Genomic DNA, 21,716 nt, shown 5'->3' with positions numbered 1-21,716 from the left:
TCCCGTGACCCACACGCAACGCGCCCTGGGCCCGCTTTTCTGGCTGATCCTGCTGGCGGCGCTGGCCGGCATGCTGGCCACGGCCTCGCTCGGGCGCTGGCAGCTTTCGCGCGCGGCAGAGAAAGAGGCGCTGCAGGCGCGCATCGACGAGCGCACGCGCCAGCCGGCCATCGGCGGCCAGGCGCTGCTGGCTCCGGCCTCCGCCGACGCGCAGCAGGCCCTGGTACACCGCACCGTGGCCCTGCAAGGCCGCTGGCTGGCGCAGCACACCGTGTACCTGGACAACCGGCAGATGCAGGGCCGGCCTGGTTTCTTCGTGCTCACGCCCCTGCAGCTGGTCGATTCCGGTGCCGTGGTGCTGGTGCAGCGCGGCTGGGCGCCGCGCAATTTCCAGGACCGCATGCAGCTGCCGCCGGTGCAGACGGACGCAGGCGTGGTGCAGGTCGCCGGCCGCGTGGCGCTGCCGCCTTCGCGCCTGTACGAGTTCGAGGGCGGCGACAGCGCCAAGGGGTCTTCCCGCATCCGGCAAAATCTCGACCTGGCTGCCTTCGGGGCAGAGACGGGCCTTGCGCTGGCGCCCCTCACGGTCTTGCAGACCGGGGCTGCCGCCGAAGGGCTGCTGCGCGACTGGCCCGTCATCGGCGCGGGCGTCGACAAACACTACGGTTACGCATTTCAATGGTTCGGGCTCTGCGGCCTGATTGCACTTCTCTATGTCTGGTTCCAAATCGTCCGACGCTTCCTTCGCCCACGCCGCCAGCCAGGCGCCTGAGCGCCCCGGCAACGGCGCGGCCCACCCGCTGGGGCTCACGGTGCACAGCCTGCCCGAGGCGGGCGATGCCGTCGCCGGCAGCCAGCGCACGCGCCATGGCCGCCTGAAGATGTTCGGCGTGCTGCTGATCTGCGCCGCCCCGGTGATCGCCTCGTACTTCACCTACTACGTGATCCGGCCCGAGGGTCGCCGCGTCTACGGCGAGCTCATCAACCCCCAGCGCACCATGCCCGACCTGGTAGGCACCGCGCTCGACGGCAAGCCCGTGCCGCTGGCCTCGCTCAAGGGCCAGTGGCTGCTGGTCAGCGTGGCCGGCGGTGACTGCAACGAGCCCTGCCAGAAGCACCTGTACCTGCAGCGCCAGCTGCGCGAAACCCTGGGCCGCGAGAAGGACCGCGTGGAGTGGGTCTGGCTCGTCAACGACGCCGCGCTGCCGCCGCCGCTGCTGGCACCGGCCCTGCAGCAAGCCACCGTGATGCGCCTGGCCCCCGAGGGCGTGGCCGCCTGGCTGGCCCCGGCCCAGGGCCATGCGTTGCCGGACCACCTGTACGTGGTCGACCCCATGGGCAACTGGATGATGCGCTTTCCCGCCGCCATGGACAGCAGCGGCGCGGCCAAGGCCAAGCGCGACCTCGACCGCCTGCTGCGTGCGTCCTCCTCGTGGGACGAGGCCGGCCGGCCCGCCAAGCCATGACCGACGCCCAGCCCCTGTACGACCTGGCGCCGCTGGCCCGGCTCATGCTGCTGGGCGTGCTGATCGCCCTCGGCCCGCTGGTCTGGGTGTGGCTGCGCAACCGCAACAGTACGCCCCTTCGGCGCCTGCAGGCGCTCACCGTGCTCACGCTGTTCCTGACCTTCGACCTGGTGCTGTTCGGCGCCTTCACGCGGCTCACCGATTCGGGCCTGGGCTGCCCCGACTGGCCCGGCTGCTACGGCAGCGCCAGCCCGGTGGGCGCGCGCGCCGAGATCGCCGCCGCGCAGGACGCCATGCCCACGGGCCCTGTCACCCACGGCAAAGCCTGGGTGGAGATGGTGCACCGCTACCTGGCCACGGGCGTGGGCGTGCTCATCATCGTGATCACCGTGTCCTCCTGGGTGCAGCGCCGCCAGGCCAGGCAGCAGGGCGTGGCCGAGCCACCCCTCAGCCCTTGGTGGCCCACCTTCACGCTGTTCTGGGTGTGCCTGCAGGGCGCCTTCGGCGCGCTCACGGTCACCATGAAGCTGTTTCCGGCCATCGTGACGCTGCACCTCATCGGCGGCCTGGTCCTGCTGGCCCTGCTGTGCGTGCAGGCCGTGCGCCACGCCCACTGGGCCCAGGGCCGGGTGGCCGAGCGCATCGCCCCCGCGCTGCGCCAGGGCCTGGTATGGACCACGGTGCTCGTGGCCGTGCAGATCGTGCTGGGCGGCTGGGTCAGCACCAACTACGCCGTGCTGGCCTGCACCGGTTTCCCCACTTGCCAGGGGAGCTGGTGGCCCACCATGGACTTTGCCCAGGGCTTCCAGGTCTGGCGCAAACTGGGGCTGCTGCAGGACGGCAGCCACATCAGCTTTGCCGGCTTGACCGCCATCCACTACGTGCACCGGCTCATGGCCTATGTGGTGCTGGCCGCGCTGCTGGCGCTGGTCTGGCGCCTGCGCAAAGCCGCCGTGCTGCCGGTGCAGGCGCGCTGGCTGCTGGCGCTGGCGCTGGCACAGCTGGCCACCGGCCTGTCGAACGTCGTGCTCGGCTGGCCGTTGCTGGCCGCCGTGCTGCACACCGGCGGCGCTGCCGCCATGGTGGTGGTGCTGACCTGGGCGCTGGCAGCCAGCCGCGCGGCCACCGCACCGCAAGAAGACGAAAACCCAGCGCCTTCGCGCGCATCGAGAAGAGTGTCCGCATGAGTGTCGCCCCCGCCGCCGTTATCTCGCCGCCATCGCGCGTGGCCCAGTTCTATGCCCTCACCAAGCCGCGCGTGGTGCAGCTCATCGTGTTCTGCGCGCTCATCGGCATGGTGCTGGCCGTGCCCGGCCTGCCCACCGGCGCGCAGCTCGGGCGCATGGCCATCGCCTGCCTGGGCGTGTGGCTGGTGGCCGGTGCGGCCGCCGCCTTCAACTGCATCGTGGAGCAGGGCATCGACGCCAAGATGAAGCGCACCGCCTGGCGCCCCACTGCCAAAGGCGAGCTGTCCAATACGCAGACGCTGCTGTTCTCGGCCGTGCTGTGCGCCGCCGGCTCCGCGCTGCTGTACTTTGCCGTGAACCCGCTGACCATGTGGCTCACCTTCGCCACCTTCGTCGGCTATGCGGTCGTCTACACCGTGATCCTGAAGCCCCTGACACCGCAGAACATCGTCATCGGCGGCGCCTCGGGCGCCATGCCGCCGGTGCTGGGCTGGTCGTCCATGACGGGCGACGTGGGACCCGAGGCGCTGATCCTCTTCCTCATCATCTTCTTGTGGACGCCGCCGCACTTCTGGGCCCTGGCGCTGTACCGCGTGGAGGACTACCGCAAGTCCGGCCTGCCCATGCTGCCCGTGACGCACGGCAACGAGTTCACGCGGCTGCAGGTGTTCCTGTACACGCTGATTTTGTTCGCGGGCTGCCTGATGCCCTTCGTCTACGGCATGAGCTCGTGGATCTACCTGATCGCCGCCGTGCTGCTCTCCGCGGGCTTTTGCGGCTATGGATTTGCGCTGTGGCGCAAGTACTCCGACGAACTGGCGCGCAAGACCTTCCGCTTTTCCCTCATCCACCTGAGCGTGCTGTTCGCTGCACTGCTGGTGGACCACTACGTGCTTTGAAGCCCCACACCATGCAGAAACGAAACGCCTTGAAAGCCATCGCCCTGGGCACCGCAGCACTTGCCGGCGGCGCGCTGCTCACCGCCTGCTTCGACAAGAAGGGGCAGGCGCTGCAGTTCCGCGGCGTGGACGTGACCGGCGCCGACTACGCCCGCGACCTGCCGCTGACCGACCACAACGGCCAGGCGCGCAGCATGAAGGACTTTGCCGGCAAGGTGGTGGTGGTGTTCTTTGGCTTCACCCAGTGCCCCGACGTCTGCCCCACCGCCATGGCCGAACTGGCCGAGGTGAAAAAGGCCCTGGGCAAGGACGGTGATCGGCTGCAGGGCCTGTTCGTCACCGTCGACCCCGAGCGCGACACCCCCGAGGTGCTCAAGGCCTACATGGCCAACTTCGACCCGAGCTTCCTCGCGCTGCGCGGCACGCCCGAGCAACTCGCCGCCGTGGCCAAGGACTTCAAGATCTACTACAAGAAGGTCGAAGGCAAGACCCCCACCAGCTACACCATGGACCACTCGGCCGGCAGCTACGTCTATGACCCGGCCGGCCGCCTGCGCATCTACAACCGCTATGGCAGCGGCGCCCAGGCGCTGACCGAGGACGTGCGCGCGTTGCTGAGCGCCGCCTGAGCACACCCGCAAAAAAGCCCTCCGTCGCCTTGGCAGGCGGGGAGGGCTTCGGGGTTGGTGGACTTATTCGGCCTTGATGCCGCGCATGGCGATCACCCCACCCAGCAGGTTGGTGTCCGCCTTGATGCGGTTGGCCAGGCCTTCGGGCGAGGTGCCCACCACCTGCCAGCCCTGCTGGAACAGCTTGCTGCGCACGTCGGGGCTGCGCGCGATCTCGCTGATCAGCGCGGCCACCTTGGCCTGGATGGGCTTGGGCATGGTGGACGGGGCGGCAAACGCGTTCCAGATCTCCAGGTTGTAGTTGGTGATGCCGGCCTCTGCCAGGCTGGGCACGTCGGGCACCAGCGGGCTGCGGCCCGAGGAGGTGACGCCGATGGCGCGCAGCTTGCCGGCCTTGATCTGGGCCTGGGCCAGGGCCGGGGGCAGCAGCGCCATCTGCAACTGGCCGCCGAGCATGGCCGTGGCCACCTGGGGGTAGCCGGGGTAGGGCACATGCACGGGGTTGATGTTGCTGCGCGACTTGAGCAGCTCGGTGCCGATGTGGCCCACGGTGCCCACGCCGGGGGTGCCGTAGCTCCATTTGTCGCCGCCGTTGCGCGCGGCCACGAAGAATTCGCGCGCATCGGCCGTGGCCGGCACGCCAGGCTGGCTCACGGGCGCGGTCAGCACCAGGGGCGAGGTGCCGATCAGGCTCAGCGGTGCCAGGTCCTTGATGGGGTCGTAGGGCACGGCGGGGTTGAGCATCTTGGCGATGGTCATGTTGCCGTTGATCATCAGGCCGATGGTGTGGTCGTCACGCGCCTTGGCCACGGCGTCGGCGCCGATGTTGCCGCCCGCGCCCACCTTGTTCTCCACGATCACCGGCTGGCCCAGCGCCTTGGACAGGGGCTCGGCGATGGTGCGGGCCGTGAGGTCGGGCGAGGAGCCGGCCGGGAAGCCGACGATGATGCGCACCGGCTTGGTCGGCCAGGCCAGGGGGGCTGCTGCTGCTGCAGGCGCTGCTGCGCCAGCGGGTTTGGCTGCCGGCGCTTTTTGCGGGGGCTGTTGGGCGATGGCCCAGGGCGACGACAGGGCAGCGAGCGCGAGGGCCAGGGTGGCACGGCGGGGAACAACAGGGCGTGACAAGAGCATCTCCTTGAAAGTGATCTGCAGCGGCTGCAACGCCAAAGCAAAAGGGCCCCGACGGGGCCCTTTTGTTGGAGGCGCTTTTGCCGCGAAGCAGCGATGTTAACGCGGCCCCTGTGCCAAAGCGTGGCGCTGCTTATGCGTATTCCGCCAGCGCCTTCTTCATCTTCTTCATGGCGGCAACTTCGATCTGGCGGATGCGCTCGGCGCTGACGCCGTAAACGGCTGCCAGCTCGTGCAAGGTCATGCCGCCCGAACCGTCGTCGTTCACCTTGAGCCAGCGCTCTTCCACGATGCGGCGGCTGCGCTCGTCCAGGTCGGACAGGGCGGCAGCGATGCCATCGGTGGCCAGGTAGTCGCGCTGGCGCGATTCGATCATGGCGGTGGGCTCATGGGCGGCGTCGGCCAGGTAGGCAATGGGGCCGAAGGCCTGCTCGCCATCGTCGGAGGGGCTCGGGTCGAGCAGCACATCGCCGCCCGACATGCGGGTTTCCATCTCGATGACTTCCTCACGCTTGACGTTCAACTGCTGCGCGACCGAGTCGATCTCGCTGTCCGACAGCGTGTCACGGTGCGTGGCGGCATCGGCGGCGGCCGCGTCGGCCTTGAAACCCTGCTTCATGGACCGCAGATTGAAGAACAGCTTGCGCTGGGCCTTGGTGGTCGCCACCTTGACCATGCGCCAGTTCTTGAGGATGTACTCGTGGATTTCCGCCTTGATCCAGTGCATGGCGTAGCTCACCAGCCGCACGCCCTGGTCGGGGTCGAAGCGCTTGACGGCCTTCATCAGGCCCACGTTGCCTTCCTGGATCAGGTCGCCGTGCGGCAGGCCATAGCCCAGGTACTGGCGCGAAATGGAGACCACCAGGCGCAGGTGCGACATCACCAGCCGGCCGGCGGCGTCCAGGTCGTTGTTGTCCTTGAGCGCGCGTGCGTACGTCTGCTCTTCCTCGTGGGTGAGCAGGGGCAGGCGGTTGACGGCCGAAATATAGGCGTCCAGGTTGCCCAGCGGGGGCACCAGCGCCCACGGGTTAGCCGGGGCCAAAGTCGTCGTAGCGGTTCCAGATTGAATGTTCATTCCGGGAATCCTTTCCTCTAAGGCATGATATTAGCACTCTCTTGGAGTGAGTGCTAAGGCCGAAGTTCCCATGCCGGGCCTGGGTGTTTGCAGGGGGCGATTTCCGGGGGGTTGGCGCCTGCCGGGTTGCTTACCCGCATCCCAGTCTGTCTGAAAAACCAGTCTATGGGGCTTGCTTTGGGTCGGATGTAGGAGTCCTGCCCAAGGGCATGTCGTGAATTGCGACAGCCGCCGCTTTGCGGGGTGGTGAAGGTGCCCTGGACCTGGGGCCGCCATGGGCCCTGGCGACGGTGGAGGCGCCGGGCCGACAATCGCGTTCGTATTGTGAGTCCTCACTTCGATTGGGCGCAGCCCCATGGGCATGGCCTGGCGCCGCCGGCGTACGGCGGCCTCCGGGGTCACTGGTTTTTCAGGCTGAGCACGGTGCCCTCGGCATCCACCGTGGCGACGGCGGTGTTGGTGACGACGGCATTGAAGGCGTTGGTGCCACGGTATTTCGTGAACACGGTCATTCCGCCATCCGTCACCTTGTAGCGGGTTTCGACATGCTCATAGCTCTTGGGGTTGCGCATGGCCGCCTTGACTGCCGTCTCCACGTTGCGGTGCGCGCCGTTCCACGGGCTGAACTGGGCCTCGTACTTGGCCTTCACGGCGGCGGAGCGCGCCACCTCTTCCTGGAACTTCTTCTCGGCTGCCTGCTGCGTCTCTATCGTCTCGAGCTTGCCCTGGTAGAGCAGGCGGCTGCCGGGCTCTTCCTTGATCAGCGTGCGGTAGATCTGCACCAGCCGGTCGTTGGAGAGGGTGTTCGCATTCTCCAGCTCCAGCTTCATCACCTGCACCTCGGCGCGCGACTGCAGGCGCCCCAGGTCGGGGTCGCGCGTCACCCCCATGAACTTGGTGATGGTGGCGTGGGCTTCGCGCGCCTGGCCTGCTGCGAGCTGGCGTTCCACCTCGGCGATGATCTTCGACTTGTTGGCGGCGTACTCGGCCTCGCGCTCCTTCTTCACCGCTGCAATGCGCGCAGCGGCCTCCTGCTGCTTCGTGGCCTCGTCCTGCAGCCGCTTTTCCTCGGTGGCGCTGCCGAAGCTGCTCATCTGCAGGAACATCAGCACCAGCACGATGCCCACGCTCCAGCCGGGGGAAGGGAAGAGGGGGGTGCGCGCCAGGATCCGTTGGCGGATCGGTGGCAGCAGCAAGACGAGCATGGGGATGAGCAGCAGCCCTGCGGCATAGCCGCCGGATGCGCCCACGCCCCCCAGGGTGCTCAGGCTCGCGAGAATGGCCATGGCATACAGCCCGGCCGCTACCAGAATCGGCTTTGACAGCATCGGAAACAGTCCTCCCTGAATCATTTTGTTGCGCGCGATCATAGTGTGCTATCCCGCAAACAGGTGATACCGATACAACCGATGGATTTGGCGCCATCGCAAGGCGCAAACCGCCCCTGAGCAGGGCAGTCCGCTAACGGCTGGTCGGCAGCAGCCGCTCCACCAGCGGGTGCAGCACCTTCTTGTGCGCGGCGATGGCAAAGAAGTGCTCTTCCACGCCCTCGCAGGCGCCCAGCCGCCGCACGCCGTAGTGCGCCGTCAGCTCGTCGTGGACCAGGCCGGCCATCGGGAACACGCCCATGCCCGCAGCGCCAAAGGTCTTGAGCAGGGCGCTGTCCTCGAACTCCCCGGTCAGGTTCGGCCGGATCGCCATGCGGTCAAACCACTGGTCGAGCAGGGGGCGCACGGCCGCATGGGTGGTGGGCAGCAGCACCGGCACCTTGGCCAGGGACTGCGGAAAGCCGCGCCGGGCCGCCGCGTACAGCGCAGGCGGCGCGTACCAGGCCAGGGCCGATGCGGTGAGGGGGTGGCTGTAGACCTTGAGGCTGGGGTTGGGCGGTGCGGGGCGGTCGGCCAGCACCACGTCAAGCCGGTGCAGCGCCAGGTCGCCCAGCAGGTCCTCGAACTCGTCCACCAGGCACAGCAGCTTGAGGTGCGGTGCCTGCATCACCGGCTGCATCAGGCTGCGCACCGCCAGCTTGGGCAACTGGTCGGAGATGCCCACCACCAGGCGCACCGTGGGGGCGCCGGCCGCATCGCGCACGGCGGCGGGCAACTGCTCGCCGAGCTGGAAGATCTGCTCGGCCTGGCGCATCGCGGCCAGGCCCGCGTCGGTGAGCGCCACCCCGCGCCCCGAGGGCTTGAGCAGGGCGTAGCCGAGCGCGCGCTCGAGCTCGCGCACCTGCGTGCTCACGGTCTGCACGGCCATGCCCAGGCGCTCGGCGGCGCGCGCGACACCGCCCTCCTTGGCGACGACCCAGAAGTAGTACAGGTGCCGGTAGCTGAAGTCGGAGCCCATGCAATGTCCGGTTTTTCAGAACTGTCGCTTCCCAATTCGCTGCTTTCACAAAGCGGGCGCCTGGCTATCGTGGGGCCAGGCACGCAGACCACAGGGTGGCCGTGGGGCGGGCCACCACACCGACCAATCGGAAGGAGACAGCCATGTTGAGAGTCCTTGTTCCATCGGATGGTTCCGCCAACTCGTTGCATGGCCTGCGCCATGTGATCGGCGAGTTTGCGAAGAACCGGGATCTGGCGATCCATGTGCTCAACGTGCAGCCGCCGTTCTCCCAGCATGTCTGCGATTTCAGCAGCAAGAGCGACCGCACGGAGTTCCACAGGGAGCAGGCCGCGCTGGCACTGGCGCCGGTGCGCCAGGCGCTGGACGGCGCCGGTATCCCCTACACCGTACACATGGAGGTCGGCGACAAGGCCGACTGCATCGTGGAGGCCGCGCGCCGGCTTGGCTGCGACGGCATCGTCATGAGCACGGCGCGCAAGAGCTCGCTGGTACGCATGGTCGAGAACTCGGTCACCAACCAGGTGATCGAGCGCACGAGCGTGCCCGTGGAGGTGATCGCCGGCGAGCCCGCATCGAAGCTGGAGCGCTTCGGCATACCCGCGGGCGTGGGCGCGGGCATCCTGGTGCTGTGGATGGCCGCCAGCTGAGTGGGCGCAGGGCCTGGCGATGACCAGCAGCATCGACACCCTGGCCACCGGCCCGATGTGGGCCGGCTTCATCGCCTTCGTGCTGGCCATGCTGGCGCTGGACCTGTTCGTGCTGGGCGGCAACAAGGCGCACCGCGTGTCGCCCCGGGAGGCGGCGGGCTGGGCCGTCGCCTGGGTGGCCCTGGCCACCAGCTTCGGCGCGCTGCTGTGGTGGTACCTGGACGGCGTGGCCGGCCGCGAGGTCGCCAACCGCAAGGCGCTGGAGTTCTTCACCGGCTACCTGATCGAGCAGGCCCTGTCGGTGGACAACATGTTCGTGTTCGTGATGGTCTTCGGCTACTTCGCGGTGCCGCCGCAGCTGCAGCGCCGCGTGCTGCTGTACGGCGTGCTGGGCGCTATCGCCATGCGCGCCGCCATGGTGCTGGGCGGTGTGTGGCTGGTGTCGGAGTTTGCCTGGGTGCTCTACGTCTTCGGCCTGTTCCTCGTGGTCACCGGCATCAAGATGCTGGTGCTGGCCGAGCGCAAGCCCGACCTGGACCACAACCCCCTGCTGCGCTGGCTGCGCGGTCACCTGCGCATCACACCGGGCTTCCACGGCCAGGCCTTCTTCGTGCGCATCGGCGGGGTGCGCCATGCCACGCCGATGCTCCTGGTGCTGGTCATGATCGAGGCCAGCGACCTGGTGTTCGCGGTGGACAGCATCCCCGCCATCTTCGCCGTGACCACCGACCCGTTCATCGTCTTCACATCCAACATCTTCGCCGTGATGGGCCTCAGAGCCCTGTACTTCCTGCTGGCCGACATGGCCGAGCGTTTTCACCTGCTCAAGTACGGCCTGGCGCTGGTGCTGGTCTGCATCGGCGGCAAGATGCTGGCCACGCCCTGGTTCCACATGCCCACGCAGTGGTCGCTGGCGATCGTGGGCGCCATCATCCTGGTGTCCGTGGTGTTGAGCCTCAAGCTCCCCAGGCGCTCGCGCAGCGCATGGTGAAGCGTGCGGTCTCAGAGGCTGGGAGTTTTTTGGCCGTGTCCGAATGGCGCGTCAAAACGCACTGGATCTAGGCGCAAAGCACAGCCATAGCTCGGGCTATGGCGAGCATTTGCAACGACGAGCCGGGGCGTTTTGGCGTGCGAGGCGGGCATGGACGAAAGACTCTCAGCCTCTCAGGTCGTGCGGAACTGCCTGCGGTAGGCCTGCGGCGAGACCTGGAGCGCCGCCGCGAAGTGCTGGCGCATCGAGGCCGGGGTGCCGAAGCCCGCCTTGTCGGCCACCGTGTCGATGGATTCCTCGGTGGTCTCCAGCAGGCGCTGGGCCAGGGCCAGGCGCTGGTGCAGCAGCCACTGGCCCACGGGGGTGCCCATGGCCTCGCGGAAGTTGCGCGTGAAGCTCCGGCGGCTCATCAGGGCGCGCTGGGCCAGGGCATCCAGGTCGTGCGGCTGCTGCAGGTTGTGCAGCATCCAGTCGACCACGGGGCCCAGGCGGTCGCGCTCGGGCGCGGCGCGCACGGGGGTCTCGATGTACTGCGCTTGGCCGCCCTGGCGGTGCGGGGCCACCACCATGCGGCGCGCCGCGCGGTTGGCCGCGTCGGCACCGTGGCGCACGCGCAGCAGGTGCAGGCAGCAGTCGATGCCGGCGGCCGTGCCGGCCGAGGTGAGCACGTCGCCATGGTCCACGTACAGCACCTCGGGCTGCAGCACCACGTGGGGGTAGCGCTCGGAAAAGCGCTCGGCCAGGTACCAGTGGGTGGTGGCCGTGCGGCCTTCGAGCAAACCCGCCTCGGCCAGCACGAAGGCCCCCAGGCACAGTCCCACGATGGTGGCGCCGCGGCGGTGTGCGCGGCGCAGCGCCTCCAGCAGTTCCGGCGGTGCCGCGCGCGTGTCGTCGAACCACGAGGGCACGACGATGATCTGCGCCCGGCGCAGGATGTCGAGCCCGTGCGCAACGTGGATCGCAAAGCCCGCGTTGGTGCGCAGTGCTCCGGGCGTTGCGGCGCAGACCGAGAGCGCAAAGCGGTGGCTGCGGTCCTCGTCGCGGTCCTCGCCGAAGACCAGGCACGGCACCGACAGGTGGAAGGGGCTGATGCCGTCGAAGGCGAGCACGGCGACGGTTTCTGGCTGGGAGACGATCATGGCCCGATTCTATCGATAATTGGCATTCGGGCCGCTATCGGCCAGGGGCATCGCTGCCTAAGATTCAATCCATCGCAACCCAATGGAAACACCGACCATGTCCACCGCACCCCGTCGCGCCCTGATCGTCATCGATGTGCAGAACGAGTACTTCGAAGGCGGCCTGCTGCCCATCGAATTCCCGCCCGTGGCGCAAAGCCTGCCCAACATCCTGCGCGCCATGGACGAGGCCCGTGCCGCCGGCCTCAAGGTGGTGGTGGTGCAGCACCATGCGCCCAAGGGCGCGCCGGTATTCCAGGCCGATACGCACAACGGCCAGTTGCACCCCGAGGTGGCGCGCCGCCACCGCGACCACCTGATCACCAAGGCCACGCCCAGCGCGTTCACCGGCACCGACCTGGCGCAGTGGGTCGCCGACAACGGCATCGACACGCTGAGCATCGTCGGCTACATGACGCACAACTGCGATGCGTCCACCGCCTTCGAAGCCATGCACCGCGGGCTGGCGGTGGAGTTCCTGTCCGACGCCACGGGCGCGCTGCCCTACGAGAACGCGGCGGGCTACGCCAGCGCCGAGGAGATCCACCGGGTCTTCAGCGTCGTCTTCCAGAGCAACTTCGCGGCGGTGGCCAGCACCGAGGGCTGGGTGGCGGCGGTGCGCGATGGCCAGGCCCTGGCCAAGGACAACGTGGTGGTGTCGAACCAGCGCGGCCGCGCCCGCGCAGCCCGCGCCTGAGAGACTGAGAATCTTTCGTCCACGCCCGCCTTGCACGCCAAAACACCCCGGCTCGTCGTTGCAAATGCTCGCCATAGCCCGAGCTATGGCTGTGCTTTGCGCCTAGATCCGAGGCGTTTTGGCGCGCCCTTCGGTCACGGCCAAAAAATTCCCAGCCTCTGAGTTCGCCTTCAACCGGCCAGGTCGCGCAGCGCCCCGGCCAGGGTCGGGTGCTGGAAGCGGTAGCCGGCCTGCAGCGCGGCCCGGGGCTCCAGGTTCTGTCCGTCGAGCAGCAGGGTCGACATCTCGCCCAGCAGCCAGCGCAGCGGCGCCCCCGGCATGCGCAAATAAACCCGGCGTCCGAAGGACTGCGCCAGCGCCCGGCTGAAGCCCGCCTGCGACGGGGTGTCCGGCGCCACGGCGTTGACGGCACCCTCCAGCGCCGGGTGCGTGAGGGCAAAGCGGATCAGCCCCAGCGCATCGGCCAGGTGGATCCAGGGCGCCGGCTGCCGGCCGGTACCGAGCACCGCGCCCAGCCCGAAGCGGGCGCTCAATGCCAGCATGGGGTAGGCGCCATCGCCCCGGCCCAGTACCACGCCCAGGCGCAGCCGCAGCACGCGCACGCCCAGGGCTTCGGCGCGCCGGGCCTCGTGCTCGATGGCCACGCACAGGTCGGACTGGAACTCTCCCGGCCGCGGCGGGCCGTCCTCGGCCAGGGCCGCGCCATCGAGGTTGTTGGCCGCACCGTAGTAGCCCACGGCCGACGCGCTGACCAGCACCTCGGGCACCTGCTGCAGCCGCCGCATCAGTTGCACCAGGGCCATGGCCACCTGCGTGCGGCTCTCGACAAGCTCGCGCCGGCGCGCGGCCGTCCAGGGCCGGCCCAGCACCCGGGCGCCCGCGAGGTGTACCACGGCGCCGATGCGGGTTTCGCTCGGGATCTGGTCCAGGTGCTCCACCACCCACACGCCCTGGCCGAACAGGGCCTGTGCCTGGCGCGCATCGCGCGACAGGGCGATGACGCGCCGGCCCTCGGCCTGCAACTGCCGCACCAGGGCACTGCCCACGAAGCCGGTGGCACCGGTCACCAGCACCGCCGGTCCCGAGGGCGGCGTGTGTGCCCCGGGGGTGGGCGGCGATGCCTGCTGCGCGGCCGAGCGCCCCAGCCGGCGCACGGCGCGCACATTGCGCACGCTCCACGCCAGCACGCCCACGCCGTACAGCGTGAAGAGCCAGGAGACCCAGCCGTGGGGATGGAAGTGCAGTGCGGTGTTCATCGATGCCCAATCATGCAGCACCGGCACCATCAGCGCCACGAAGGCCCCATAGCTGATGGTGAGCACGGTGTGCAGCAGGCGCTCGAAGGGCGGCAGCCGGCGCGTGCGGTCTTCTTCCAGAAAGTCGGCCAGCGTGACCCCTATTTCCGCCGCCAGTACCAGCGCCAGCACGCCGGCCATGGCGCCGGGCCATTCGAACCAGGCCAGACCCACAAAGACCAAGCCGTACAGCGCCTCGCGCGCCGCATGCAGCGCCAGCTCGCGGCGGGCCGACACGCGCTGGGGCAGGCGGGCCTGCCATTCGTGGTGCCAGAGGTTGTCGAAGGCGCCCAGCACCGACTGGACGGACAGGAGGATGAAAACGGCTTGCATGCTGCTCATTCGACTTGGAGGGGATCGGAAAAGACGCCCGATTGGTAAAAGGTCTCGCCCCACAGCGGGTGTTGCATCGACAGCGTGAAGCGGAAGTCGCCACCGCCCAGGTCGGTGTGGGTCACGCGGCACTGCCCGGGCGACAGCCAGTGCGGCACCGGGATGCGCAGCGGGCCCAGCGCCAGAAAGAAGCGGCGGCTCTGGAAGACCAGGCTGCCGTCCTCCTCGAAGACATCGAGGGCCATGGCCAGGCCACCGTCCGTGCGCTCGGTCAGCTGGCCTCGTGCTCCGGGTTCCTTGGTCGAGCGCACGGTGGCTGCGCCAGTGGCCTCGCCGAACACCCGCTCCCACACCACCCCGCCCAGGCCATTGCCGCGCACCCGCACGGTGGCCGCCAGGCCCCGGGCCTGCAGGCTGGTGAGCGGGCTTCCGAAGGCGCGCGACAGGCTGGCGTAGATGCGGCCGATGGCGGAGCAGCGCAGGTCCATGCGGCCGGTGTAGTCCACGTCCGGGTGATTGGCACCGAAGCGCCGGCGCACCGCGGCCGGCAGGCGGGCCCAGCCCGCGGCGCCCACGTAGTCGGCCAGGTCCAGGTGGCGGGCGGCGTCGGCTGCGGGGGCGAAGGAGGTCAGGGCGGTGGAGGGCATGGCGGGTTTCCTGTGGGGGCTGCTTGATCCCTCTTCTGCGAAAACCGGGCCAACCCTCCACACCACCGCAAGTCCTTGATTCATTGGACTTTTCACCAACGGCCTGCATACTTCGTTTACAGTGCGCGCAGGCTGTGTTGTCAACGCTGGCAACAGGTCACCCCCACGCCGGCACCGCTTTTCATCCCATGCTCATCCGCGCCGTTCTCGGCTTCTCGATCGTCGAAACCCTGGCCCTGGCCGGCATGCTGCTGTGGTGGGCCGACCGGGTGGCCGGCGCCCGGCTGCTGGCCGCCTTCTTGAGCGGCATTGCCCTGTGGATGGCGGGCAACGAGCTGCCCAACTGGCTGGGCCCGGGCAGCGCGGATGTCGCCATGGCGATGATCGGCTTCTCGCCGCTGACCTCGGCCTTCTTCTTTCACTTCTGCGTGGTGTTCTGCGGCGTGCGGCTACCGCGCTGGGGCGTGGCGGCGGCCTACCTGCTGGGGGGCTCGGCCACCCTGGCCGTGCAGCTGGTGTCGCCGGGCGAGCTGGTCTGGCGCGAGCACGTGGGCCTGATCGCCATCGCCAACACCGTGGGCATGGTGGCCAGCATGGCCTGGGTGGTGCTGGGCTTGGGCGGCATCGCCGTGCTGCTCACGGCGCTGGCGCGCGCCCGGCGGCCAGCCTTCAACCAGATCGCGGCGGTCACCGCGTCCTGCCTCTGGGGCGTGGTCTGCCTGTCGGGCTACGGCATCGTGGTGCTGGACCTGCCGCTCTACCCCTTCCCGCTGCTGGGCCTGCCGCTGTACCCGGTGATCCTGGTCTACGGCATCCTGCGCTACGGCGTGTTTGTGTCCAACGCCTGGGCGCGCCGCGCGCTGGCCTGGGCCCTGCTGCTGGCGCTGGGGGCCGTGGTGGTAGCACTGACGCCGCTGCTGCCCATCGAATCGCGCTGGATCGGCGGCTTCGTGGTGGCCATCAGCTGCATCGCGCTCAACGGGCCCGTGCGCCAGTTCGCCGAGCGCCTGGTGTACCCGGGCGGTGCGGTCTCGGCGGCCGATCTGCAGTCCTGGCGCGAGGCGCTGCAATCGGCCGACAGCATGCAGGCGCTGGAGAATGAGGCCAGCGCCTTGCTCAGCCGCCGCACGGGCACCCAGGTGCGGGTGCTGCTGGGCGATGGCAGTGCCCAGGCCCCTGGCGACATGCCGTGCCTGCTGGGCGCGCGCGCGGGCCCCGGCTGGGCCATCACCTTGCACGGCTGGGAGGCCGCGCCCCCCGGGCCACGGCGCGTGGCCGAGCTCTTCGGCACCGTGGTGGCCGATGCCGCCGAGCGCGTGGCCCAGGGCGAGCAGATCGCGGCGCGCGAGCGCGAGCGCCAGCTGCAGGCGCGCCTGGCCGAGCTCGGCTCGCTGGCCGCCACGGTGGCGCACGACATCCGCAACCCGCTGAACATCATCGCCATGGCGGTGGCCACGGCCTCGCCCGAGGTGCGTCGCGAGGTGGCCGGCCAGGTGGGGCGCATCGCGCACCTGAGCAGCGACCTGCTGGACTACGCCAAGCCCTGGAAGCTGGTGCCCCAGCGCTACGACCTGGCCGCCCAGGTGCGTGCCGCGGCAGCCAGGCTACCGCACTGCACGCTGGGCGCCGCCCTGCAAGCGCCCCTGTGGATCGACGGCGACCCGCGGCGCGTGGACCAGGCGCTGACCAACCTGCTGGAGAACGCGCGCGCCGCATCCGGCGCCGAGACCCCGGTGGCCGTGTACATCGACGCCGAGCCGCGCGCCGATGCCGTGCTGCTGCATGTCTGCGATGACGGGCAGGGCGTGCCCGAGGAGATCCGCCACCGCCTGTTCGAGCCCTTCGCCTCGCGCAGCCCCGGCGGCACGGGCCTGGGCCTGGCCATCGTGGCGCGCACCCTGGCCGCCCACGGGGGCTCGGTGGCGCTCACGCAGCGGCCGCCCTGGACCACCTGTTTCACCCTGAGCTTCCCCCTGAACCATGCACACCCCTCCTGACGCTGCGGACCGTGGCTGCATCCTGCTGGTCGACGACGAGCCGGCCTTCCAGCGCCTGGGCGCCCACTTTTTGCGCGAGCTGGGCCACGAGGTGGTGGTGGCGGGCGACGGCGAGCAGGCCCTGGCCGCCTTCGCCGCGCAGCCGGTGCCCGACCTGGTGCTGCTGGACCTGGCCATGCCGCCGTCGATGGACCCCGAGGCCGGGCTGGCGCTGGTGCCGCGCTTCGCGCATGTGCCGGTCATTGTCTGGTCCGGCCATGGCGACCATGAGCTGGCCTTGCGGGCCGCCGAACTGGGTGCCTGGGACTTCCTGACCAAGCCCATCGACCCGGACATGCTGCGCTTCGTCATCGCGCGCGCCATGCGCAAGGCCAAGCTCGACGCCGAGCTGCGCAGCCTGCGCGCGGCGCAGGCCGGCGACGACGACATGGGCTTGGCCGGCCAGGCCCAGGCCACCGTGCAACTGCGCGCCATGGTGCGGCGCGTGGGGCCCACGCGGGTCAGCGTGCTGGTGCTGGGGCCCACCGGCAGCGGCAAGGAGCTGGTGGCGCGCGCCCTGCACGCCTGCAGCCCGCAGTCGGCCAGCGCCTTTGTCGCCATCCACTGCGGCGCGCTGTCGGCCGAGCTGCTGGAGAGCGAACTCTTCGGCCACCTCAAGGGCAGCTTCACCGGGGCTTACCGCGACCAGCCGGGCCTGGTTGAGGTGGCCCATGGCGGCACCCTGTTCCTGGACGAGGTGGGCGAAATGCCTCCGCCCATGCAGGTCAAGCTGCTGCGCTTTCTGCAGGAGGGCAGCTTCGTGCCCGTGGGCGGGCGCAGCCCGAAGAAGGCCGAGGTGCGCGTGGTGGCCGCCACCCACCGCGACCTGGAGGCCATGGTGCGCGACGGCAGCTTTCGCGAAGACCTGTACTACCGCCTCAAGGGCGTGGTGCTGCGCACCCCCGCACTCGGCGAGCGGCCGGCCGACGTACCGCTGCTGGCCACGCGCTTCCTGCACCGCGTGGCGCCGCGCGCCGGCCTGTCGGGCGATGCCCTGGCCTGGCTGGCCGCGCGCGAGTGGCCGGGCAATGTGCGCGAGCTCAAGGCCCTGGTCGAGGCCGCAGGCGCCCTGCTGCTCAAGGACCAGGCCGAGGTCGATGCACCGCTGCTGCGGCTGGCCGCAGGCGAGGCGGACGAGGACCAAAACGCCACCGAATCCGCCGCGCCTCTGGAAGGACTGGGGCCGCTCGACGCAGCGCTGGCCGAGCTGGAGCGCCGCTTGGTCCGCGATGCCCTCCAGTCGGCCGGCGGCAACCAATCCGAAGCCGCGCGGCGCCTGGGCATCTCGCGCGTGGGGCTGATCAAGAAGCTGGCGCGGCTGGGCCTGCGCTAGCGCGCATTGGCCACGGCCAGGGCCGTGGCCCGTGCGGCACGCCCGTCGGGCGCGCTGCGAATCCGGTAGCGCGCTGCCCCCGGCCATTGCCTGCGCCCTGGCTTAGCCCATGGCCGGAGCCTCACCGGCCCTGGGTCAGCAGGGCGTGGCTGGTGATCAGGTTGCGGTAGTCCGGAATGTGGTTGGAGAACAAGGTGCCCAGGCCCTCCACGTCGTTGCGCCAGTCGCGGTGCAGTTCGCAGGCCGCGCCGAACCAGCTCATCAACTGCACGCCGGCCTGCGACATGCGGTCCCAGGCCGCGTTGCGGGTGATCTCGTTGAAGGTGCCCGAGGCATCGGTGATCACGAAGACGTCGAAGCCTTCCTCGATGGCCGACAGCGCCGGGAAGGCCACGCACACCTCGGTCACCACGCCGGCGATGATGAGCTGCTTCTTGCCGGTGGCCTTCACCGCCTTGACAAAGTCCTCGTTGTCCCAGGCGTTGATGTTGCCGGGCCGGGCGATGTAGGGGGCATCGGGAAACTGGCTCTTGAGCTCCGGCACCAGCGGGCCGTTGGGGCCGTTCTCGAAGCTGGTTGTCAGGACGGTCGGCAGCTTGAAGTAGCTGGCGATGTCGGCCAGCGCCAGCACGTTGTTCTTGAACTTGTCCGGGTCGATGTCGCGCACCAGGGACAGCAGGCCGGTCTGGTGGTCTACCAGCAGCACGGCGGCGTTGTTCTTGTCCAGGCGGACGTAGGGCTTGGTCATGGTGAATCTCCTTGGGGGTTGCAAAAAAAAGCCCGGGATGGGCGGATGAGACGCAGCCGCGCCCGGCCGGGCCGCTGGCCCGGGAGGATCGAAGCAGTGTCGGAGAGGCGGAGGCCCCACCCAGGGAGCCTCAAGCGCTCAGGCCGCCATCCGGCCGAAGCGGCCGCTGTGGAAGTCGGCCATGGCCTGGCGGATCTCGGCCTCGCTGTTCATCACGAACGGGCCATGGCCCACCACGGGCTCGTCGATGGGTTCACCCGACAGCCACAGCACGGTGGCGTCGCTGCTGCCCTCGATCTCCACGCCGCTGCCGGCGCGGTCGAGGTGTAGCAGTTGCCCCTCCCGCGCGGTGGTGCCGTTGACCTGCACCGTGCCGTGCAGCACCACCAGCGCCAACGTATGCCCGTCCTTCGCGTCGAACCGGCCCGTGCCGCCCTGGCCGATGCGGATGTCCCACACGTCCATCGCCGTGAAAGTGTGCGCCGGGCCGCGGTGGCCGGCGAATTCGCCGGCGATCACCCGCACGCGGCCCGCGCCTTCGGCCAGGTCCACGCAGGGAATCTGCGCATCCAGCAGCGTCTGGTAGCCCGGCGCGGTCATCTTGTCCTTGGCGGGCAGGTTGACCCAGAGCTGCACCATCTCGATGGTGCCGCCGCGTTCGGTGAAGGCGCGCGAGTGGAATTCCTCGTGCAGGATGCCGCCGCCGGCGGTCATCCACTGCACGTCGCCGGGGCCGATCAGGCCGCCCGCGCCGGTGGAATCCCGGTGCTCCAGCTCGCCCTGGTAGACGATGGTCACGGTCTCGAAACCGCGGTGCGGGTGCTGGCCGACGCCGCGCGGGCGGTCGGTCGGCCCAAAGGGCGTCGGCGCTGCGTGGTCAAGCAGCAGGAATGGGCTCAGGTGCCTGCCCAGGCCGTCGTAGCCGAACAGCGAGCGCACCGGAAAACCGTCGCCCACCCAGTGCGTGCGGGGGGCGCTGTAGACACCGAGGACTTTCTTCATCGCTATCTCCTTGTGTCGCCGAGACGAAGGTCTTGGCCGATGGATAGAGAATATGAGAGGAACGATGAATGCGGTAGTTGGTAATATTTGCCATCAGAGTCCTATTTGAGGAACGATAAAGGCGGTGTGCGATGAAAGACCTGAACGACCTTTACTACTACGTGCAGGTGGTGGACCACGGCGGCTTTGCGCCCGCCGGCCGCGCGCTGGGCATGCCCAAATCCAAGCTGAGCCGGCGCATCGCGCTGCTGGAAGAGCGCCTGGGCACGCGCCTGATCCAGCGCTCCACGCGGCGCTTTGCCGTCACCGAGACTGGCCAGACCTACTACAGCCACTGCAAGGCGATGCTGGTGGAGGCCGAGGCCGCCGACGAGGCCATCGCGCTGACCCACGCCGAGCCGCGCGGCATCGTGCGCATGACCTGCCCGGTGGCGCTGCTTGATGCGCGCATCGCCGACATGCTGGCGGCCTTCATGGCCGCGCACCCGCGCGTGGAGATCCACCTGGAAGAAACCAACCGCCGCGTGGACGTGGTGGGCGAAGGCATCGACGTGGCCATCCGCGTGCGTCCGCCGCCGCTGGAAGACAGCGACCTGGTGATGCGCGTGCTCGCCGAGCGCGGGCAATGCCTGGTGGCCTGCCCGCAGCTGTTGGCAAGCGGCATCCCCCAGGTGCCTGCCGACCTGGCGGGCCTGCCGAGCATGGACCTGGGCCTGCCGCAGCACGAGCATGTGTGGAGCCTGATTGGCCCGGACGGCGCGCAGGCGGCCATCCGCCACCGGCCGCGCCTGGTCACGCGCGGCATGCTGGCACTGCGCGCGGCGGCCGTGGCGGGGGTGGGCGTGGTGCAACTGCCCTCGATGATGGTGCGCGAGCAGATCGCGCGCGGTGAACTGGTCCACGTGATTCCGGGCTGGGCGCCACGGCGCGAGATCATCCACGCCGTGTTCGCCTCGCGCCGCGGGTTGCTGCCGGCGGTGCGGTCGCTGGTGGATTATCTGGCGGAGCGCTTCCAGGCGCTGGACGAAGACTGATACGGATTTGCCTTCAACCGTAAACGATAGTTGGTTCGCCTTGCCGTGCTACAGCACTGTCTGCGGCTCCCGCCCAGTTTTACGATCGAAGGCAAATCCGTATGAACCTATGCGCTGCCGCGTGGCCGCGGTACGGCCTTGCCTGGCAACCGGGCAATGCGCTCGCTCAGAAAGTCCACCAGCACGCGCACGCGCTGGGGCTGGTAGGGGCGGGCGGCGTACAGCAGGTGCGCCTGCTGCGCCGGGCCGGTGTAGCGGGGCAGCACGCGCACCAGGCGACCGTCGGCCAGCAGCTCGGCCACCATCCAGGTGGGTTGCAGCGATATCCCCGCGCCGGCCAGCACGCTGTCGAGCAGGGCCACGGCGTGGTTCACGCGGTAGCGGCTGTGTACCGGCACGTTCACGGGGCCGGCAGGGCCTTGCAGCAGCGCGCCATCGTCGCCGGCCGCATAGCGCAGGTAGCCGTGCGCCAGCAGGTCCTGCGGCTGGCGCGGCCTGCCGTGTGCGGCCAGGTAGGCGGGCGAGGCCACCAGCACGCGCGGCCAGGTGCCCAGGTGGCGGGCGACCAGGTCCGGGGGCAGGGGGCCGCCCAGGCGCAGCGAGACGTCGATGCGCTCCTCCAGCGGGTGGATGAAGCGGTCGTCCAGCACCAGCTCCAGCGAAATGTCAGGGTAGGTGGCGAGGAACTCACCGGCCATGGCATTGAGCCGGCACTGGCCCAGCGCCACCGGTGCGCTCACGCGCAGCAGGCCGCGGGGGTGTGTGGTGCGCTGGCGCACGTCGGCCACCGCCTCGTCGTAGCCCTCCAGCATGCGCCGCGCATGCTCGTGAAAGCGCTGGCCTTCTTCCGTCAGGCTCAGCCCCGCCGGGGCGCGGCGCAGCAGGCGCACGCCCAGCGACTGTTCCAGTCCGGCCACCAGCTTGCTCACCGTGGGCTGGGTGGTGTCCATGGCCCGCGCCGCGCCCGACAGGCTGCCCAGCTCCAGGCTGTGAACGAAGGCGGCAAGCGCGCGCAGGGTGTCCATGGGTATTCCGATATCGA

21 protein-coding genes are annotated in these 21,716 nt (G+C 69.5%); 11 read left to right on the top strand and 10 right to left on the bottom strand.

Annotated elements, in window-relative coordinates:
* Positions 1-4: 4 nt before the first annotated feature.
* From AC0IZS_RS03215 to AC0IZS_RS03195, 5 genes are read left to right on the top strand one after another with little or no spacing between them, the layout of a single operon-like run.
* Complete coding sequence (locus tag AC0IZS_RS03215) at positions 5-772, top strand: SURF1 family protein (RefSeq protein WP_471634323.1); 768 nt, start codon at positions 5-7, stop codon at positions 770-772.
* Complete coding sequence (locus AC0IZS_RS03210; RefSeq protein WP_471634322.1) at positions 714-1,466, top strand: hypothetical protein; 753 nt, start codon at positions 714-716, stop codon at positions 1,464-1,466. Before AC0IZS_RS03215 ends, AC0IZS_RS03210 begins: the two co-directional genes overlap by 59 nt.
* A complete protein-coding gene (locus AC0IZS_RS03205; protein WP_471634321.1) occupies positions 1,463-2,653 on the top strand; it encodes a COX15/CtaA family protein in 1,191 nt (396 codons plus the stop codon). Before AC0IZS_RS03210 ends, AC0IZS_RS03205 begins: the two co-directional genes overlap by 4 nt.
* A complete protein-coding gene (gene cyoE, locus AC0IZS_RS03200; protein WP_471634320.1) occupies positions 2,650-3,552 on the top strand; it encodes a heme o synthase in 903 nt (300 codons plus the stop codon). Before AC0IZS_RS03205 ends, cyoE begins: the two co-directional genes overlap by 4 nt.
* Before the next feature lie 11 nt (positions 3,553-3,563).
* Complete coding sequence (locus AC0IZS_RS03195; protein ID WP_471634319.1) at positions 3,564-4,181, top strand: SCO family protein; 618 nt, start codon at positions 3,564-3,566, stop codon at positions 4,179-4,181.
* Positions 4,182-4,244: 63 nt separating this feature from the next.
* On the opposite strand, the gene AC0IZS_RS03190 is transcribed toward AC0IZS_RS03195, so the two are convergent.
* The 4 genes from AC0IZS_RS03190 to AC0IZS_RS03175 all read right to left on the bottom strand — a co-directional run bounded on the left by AC0IZS_RS03190 (position 4,245) and on the right by AC0IZS_RS03175 (position 8,730).
* Complete coding sequence (locus tag AC0IZS_RS03190) at positions 4,245-5,312, bottom strand: Bug family tripartite tricarboxylate transporter substrate binding protein (protein ID WP_471634318.1); 1,068 nt, start codon at positions 5,310-5,312, stop codon at positions 4,245-4,247.
* Between the two features lie 130 nt (positions 5,313-5,442).
* Positions 5,443-6,384 (bottom strand): RNA polymerase sigma factor RpoH, encoded by a 942-nt coding sequence (gene rpoH / locus AC0IZS_RS03185; RefSeq protein WP_471634317.1) that lies wholly within the window; start codon positions 6,382-6,384, stop codon positions 5,443-5,445.
* 398 nt (positions 6,385-6,782) lie between these two features.
* Complete coding sequence (locus tag AC0IZS_RS03180; RefSeq protein ID WP_471634316.1) at positions 6,783-7,712, bottom strand: hypothetical protein; 930 nt, start codon at positions 7,710-7,712, stop codon at positions 6,783-6,785.
* 133 nt (positions 7,713-7,845) lie between these two features.
* The gene (locus AC0IZS_RS03175; RefSeq protein ID WP_471634315.1) at positions 7,846-8,730 is read right to left on the bottom strand and encodes a LysR family transcriptional regulator; all 885 of its coding nucleotides are present in this window, start codon (positions 8,728-8,730) and stop codon (positions 7,846-7,848) included.
* Positions 8,731-8,873: 143 nt separating this feature from the next.
* Between AC0IZS_RS03175 and AC0IZS_RS03170 the strand changes: the two genes are divergently transcribed.
* Entirely contained in the window at positions 8,874-9,380 is a 507-nt protein-coding gene (locus AC0IZS_RS03170; protein ID WP_471634314.1) for a universal stress protein, read from the top strand.
* Between the two features lie 19 nt (positions 9,381-9,399).
* A complete protein-coding gene (locus AC0IZS_RS03165; RefSeq protein ID WP_471634313.1) occupies positions 9,400-10,371 on the top strand; it encodes a TerC family protein in 972 nt (323 codons plus the stop codon).
* Positions 10,372-10,544: 173 nt separating this feature from the next.
* On the opposite strand, the gene AC0IZS_RS03160 is transcribed toward AC0IZS_RS03165, so the two are convergent.
* Positions 10,545-11,510 (bottom strand): GlxA family transcriptional regulator, encoded by a 966-nt coding sequence (locus tag AC0IZS_RS03160; RefSeq protein WP_471634312.1) that lies wholly within the window; start codon positions 11,508-11,510, stop codon positions 10,545-10,547.
* A gap of 97 nt (positions 11,511-11,607) precedes the next feature.
* Here AC0IZS_RS03160 and AC0IZS_RS03155 point away from each other — a divergent pair, with 97 nt between their 5' ends.
* Positions 11,608-12,246: a cysteine hydrolase family protein gene (locus AC0IZS_RS03155; protein WP_471634311.1), complete on the top strand. Its 639-nt coding sequence runs from the start codon at positions 11,608-11,610 to the stop codon at positions 12,244-12,246.
* Positions 12,247-12,416: 170 nt separating this feature from the next.
* Here AC0IZS_RS03155 and AC0IZS_RS03150 read toward each other — a convergent pair whose 3' ends face one another.
* Both AC0IZS_RS03150 and AC0IZS_RS03145 read right to left on the bottom strand, forming a co-directional pair.
* Complete coding sequence (locus tag AC0IZS_RS03150; RefSeq protein WP_471634310.1) at positions 12,417-13,874, bottom strand: TIGR01777 family oxidoreductase; 1,458 nt, start codon at positions 13,872-13,874, stop codon at positions 12,417-12,419.
* 5 nt (positions 13,875-13,879) lie between these two features.
* Positions 13,880-14,521 (bottom strand): DUF4166 domain-containing protein, encoded by a 642-nt coding sequence (locus AC0IZS_RS03145; protein WP_471634309.1) that lies wholly within the window; start codon positions 14,519-14,521, stop codon positions 13,880-13,882.
* A gap of 188 nt (positions 14,522-14,709) precedes the next feature.
* Here AC0IZS_RS03145 and AC0IZS_RS03140 point away from each other — a divergent pair, with 188 nt between their 5' ends.
* Together AC0IZS_RS03140 and AC0IZS_RS03135 are read left to right on the top strand one after the other, a co-directional pair.
* On the top strand, positions 14,710-16,518 hold the full coding sequence (locus AC0IZS_RS03140) for a sensor histidine kinase (protein ID WP_471634308.1): 1,809 nt from the start codon (positions 14,710-14,712) through the stop codon (positions 16,516-16,518).
* Positions 16,502-17,890 (top strand): sigma-54-dependent transcriptional regulator, encoded by a 1,389-nt coding sequence (locus tag AC0IZS_RS03135; protein WP_471634307.1) that lies wholly within the window; start codon positions 16,502-16,504, stop codon positions 17,888-17,890. The genes AC0IZS_RS03140 and AC0IZS_RS03135 overlap by 17 nt, the downstream gene beginning before the upstream one ends.
* A gap of 121 nt (positions 17,891-18,011) precedes the next feature.
* Here the strand turns inward: AC0IZS_RS03135 and ycaC are convergent, their stop codons facing one another.
* Both ycaC and AC0IZS_RS03125 read right to left on the bottom strand, forming a co-directional pair.
* Positions 18,012-18,638, bottom strand: a complete 627-nt coding sequence (gene ycaC / locus AC0IZS_RS03130; protein ID WP_471634306.1) for an isochorismate family cysteine hydrolase YcaC — start codon at positions 18,636-18,638, stop codon at positions 18,012-18,014.
* Between the two features lie 138 nt (positions 18,639-18,776).
* The gene (locus AC0IZS_RS03125) at positions 18,777-19,640 is read right to left on the bottom strand and encodes a pirin family protein (RefSeq protein ID WP_471634305.1); all 864 of its coding nucleotides are present in this window, start codon (positions 19,638-19,640) and stop codon (positions 18,777-18,779) included.
* 131 nt (positions 19,641-19,771) lie between these two features.
* On the opposite strand from AC0IZS_RS03125, the gene AC0IZS_RS03120 reads away from it, so the two are divergent.
* Positions 19,772-20,674, top strand: a complete 903-nt coding sequence (locus AC0IZS_RS03120; protein ID WP_471634304.1) for a LysR family transcriptional regulator — start codon at positions 19,772-19,774, stop codon at positions 20,672-20,674.
* Positions 20,675-20,781: 107 nt separating this feature from the next.
* On the opposite strand, the gene AC0IZS_RS03115 is transcribed toward AC0IZS_RS03120, so the two are convergent.
* Positions 20,782-21,699, bottom strand: coding sequence for a LysR family transcriptional regulator (locus AC0IZS_RS03115; protein WP_471634303.1), 918 nt, complete (start codon positions 21,697-21,699; stop codon positions 20,782-20,784).
* Positions 21,700-21,716: the final 17 nt, after the last annotated feature.

Source organism: Acidovorax sp. AC410 (assembly GCF_979253235.1).
Note: the sequence above shows the minus strand (reverse complement) of the source record. Positions and strands in the feature narration are given on the sequence as shown.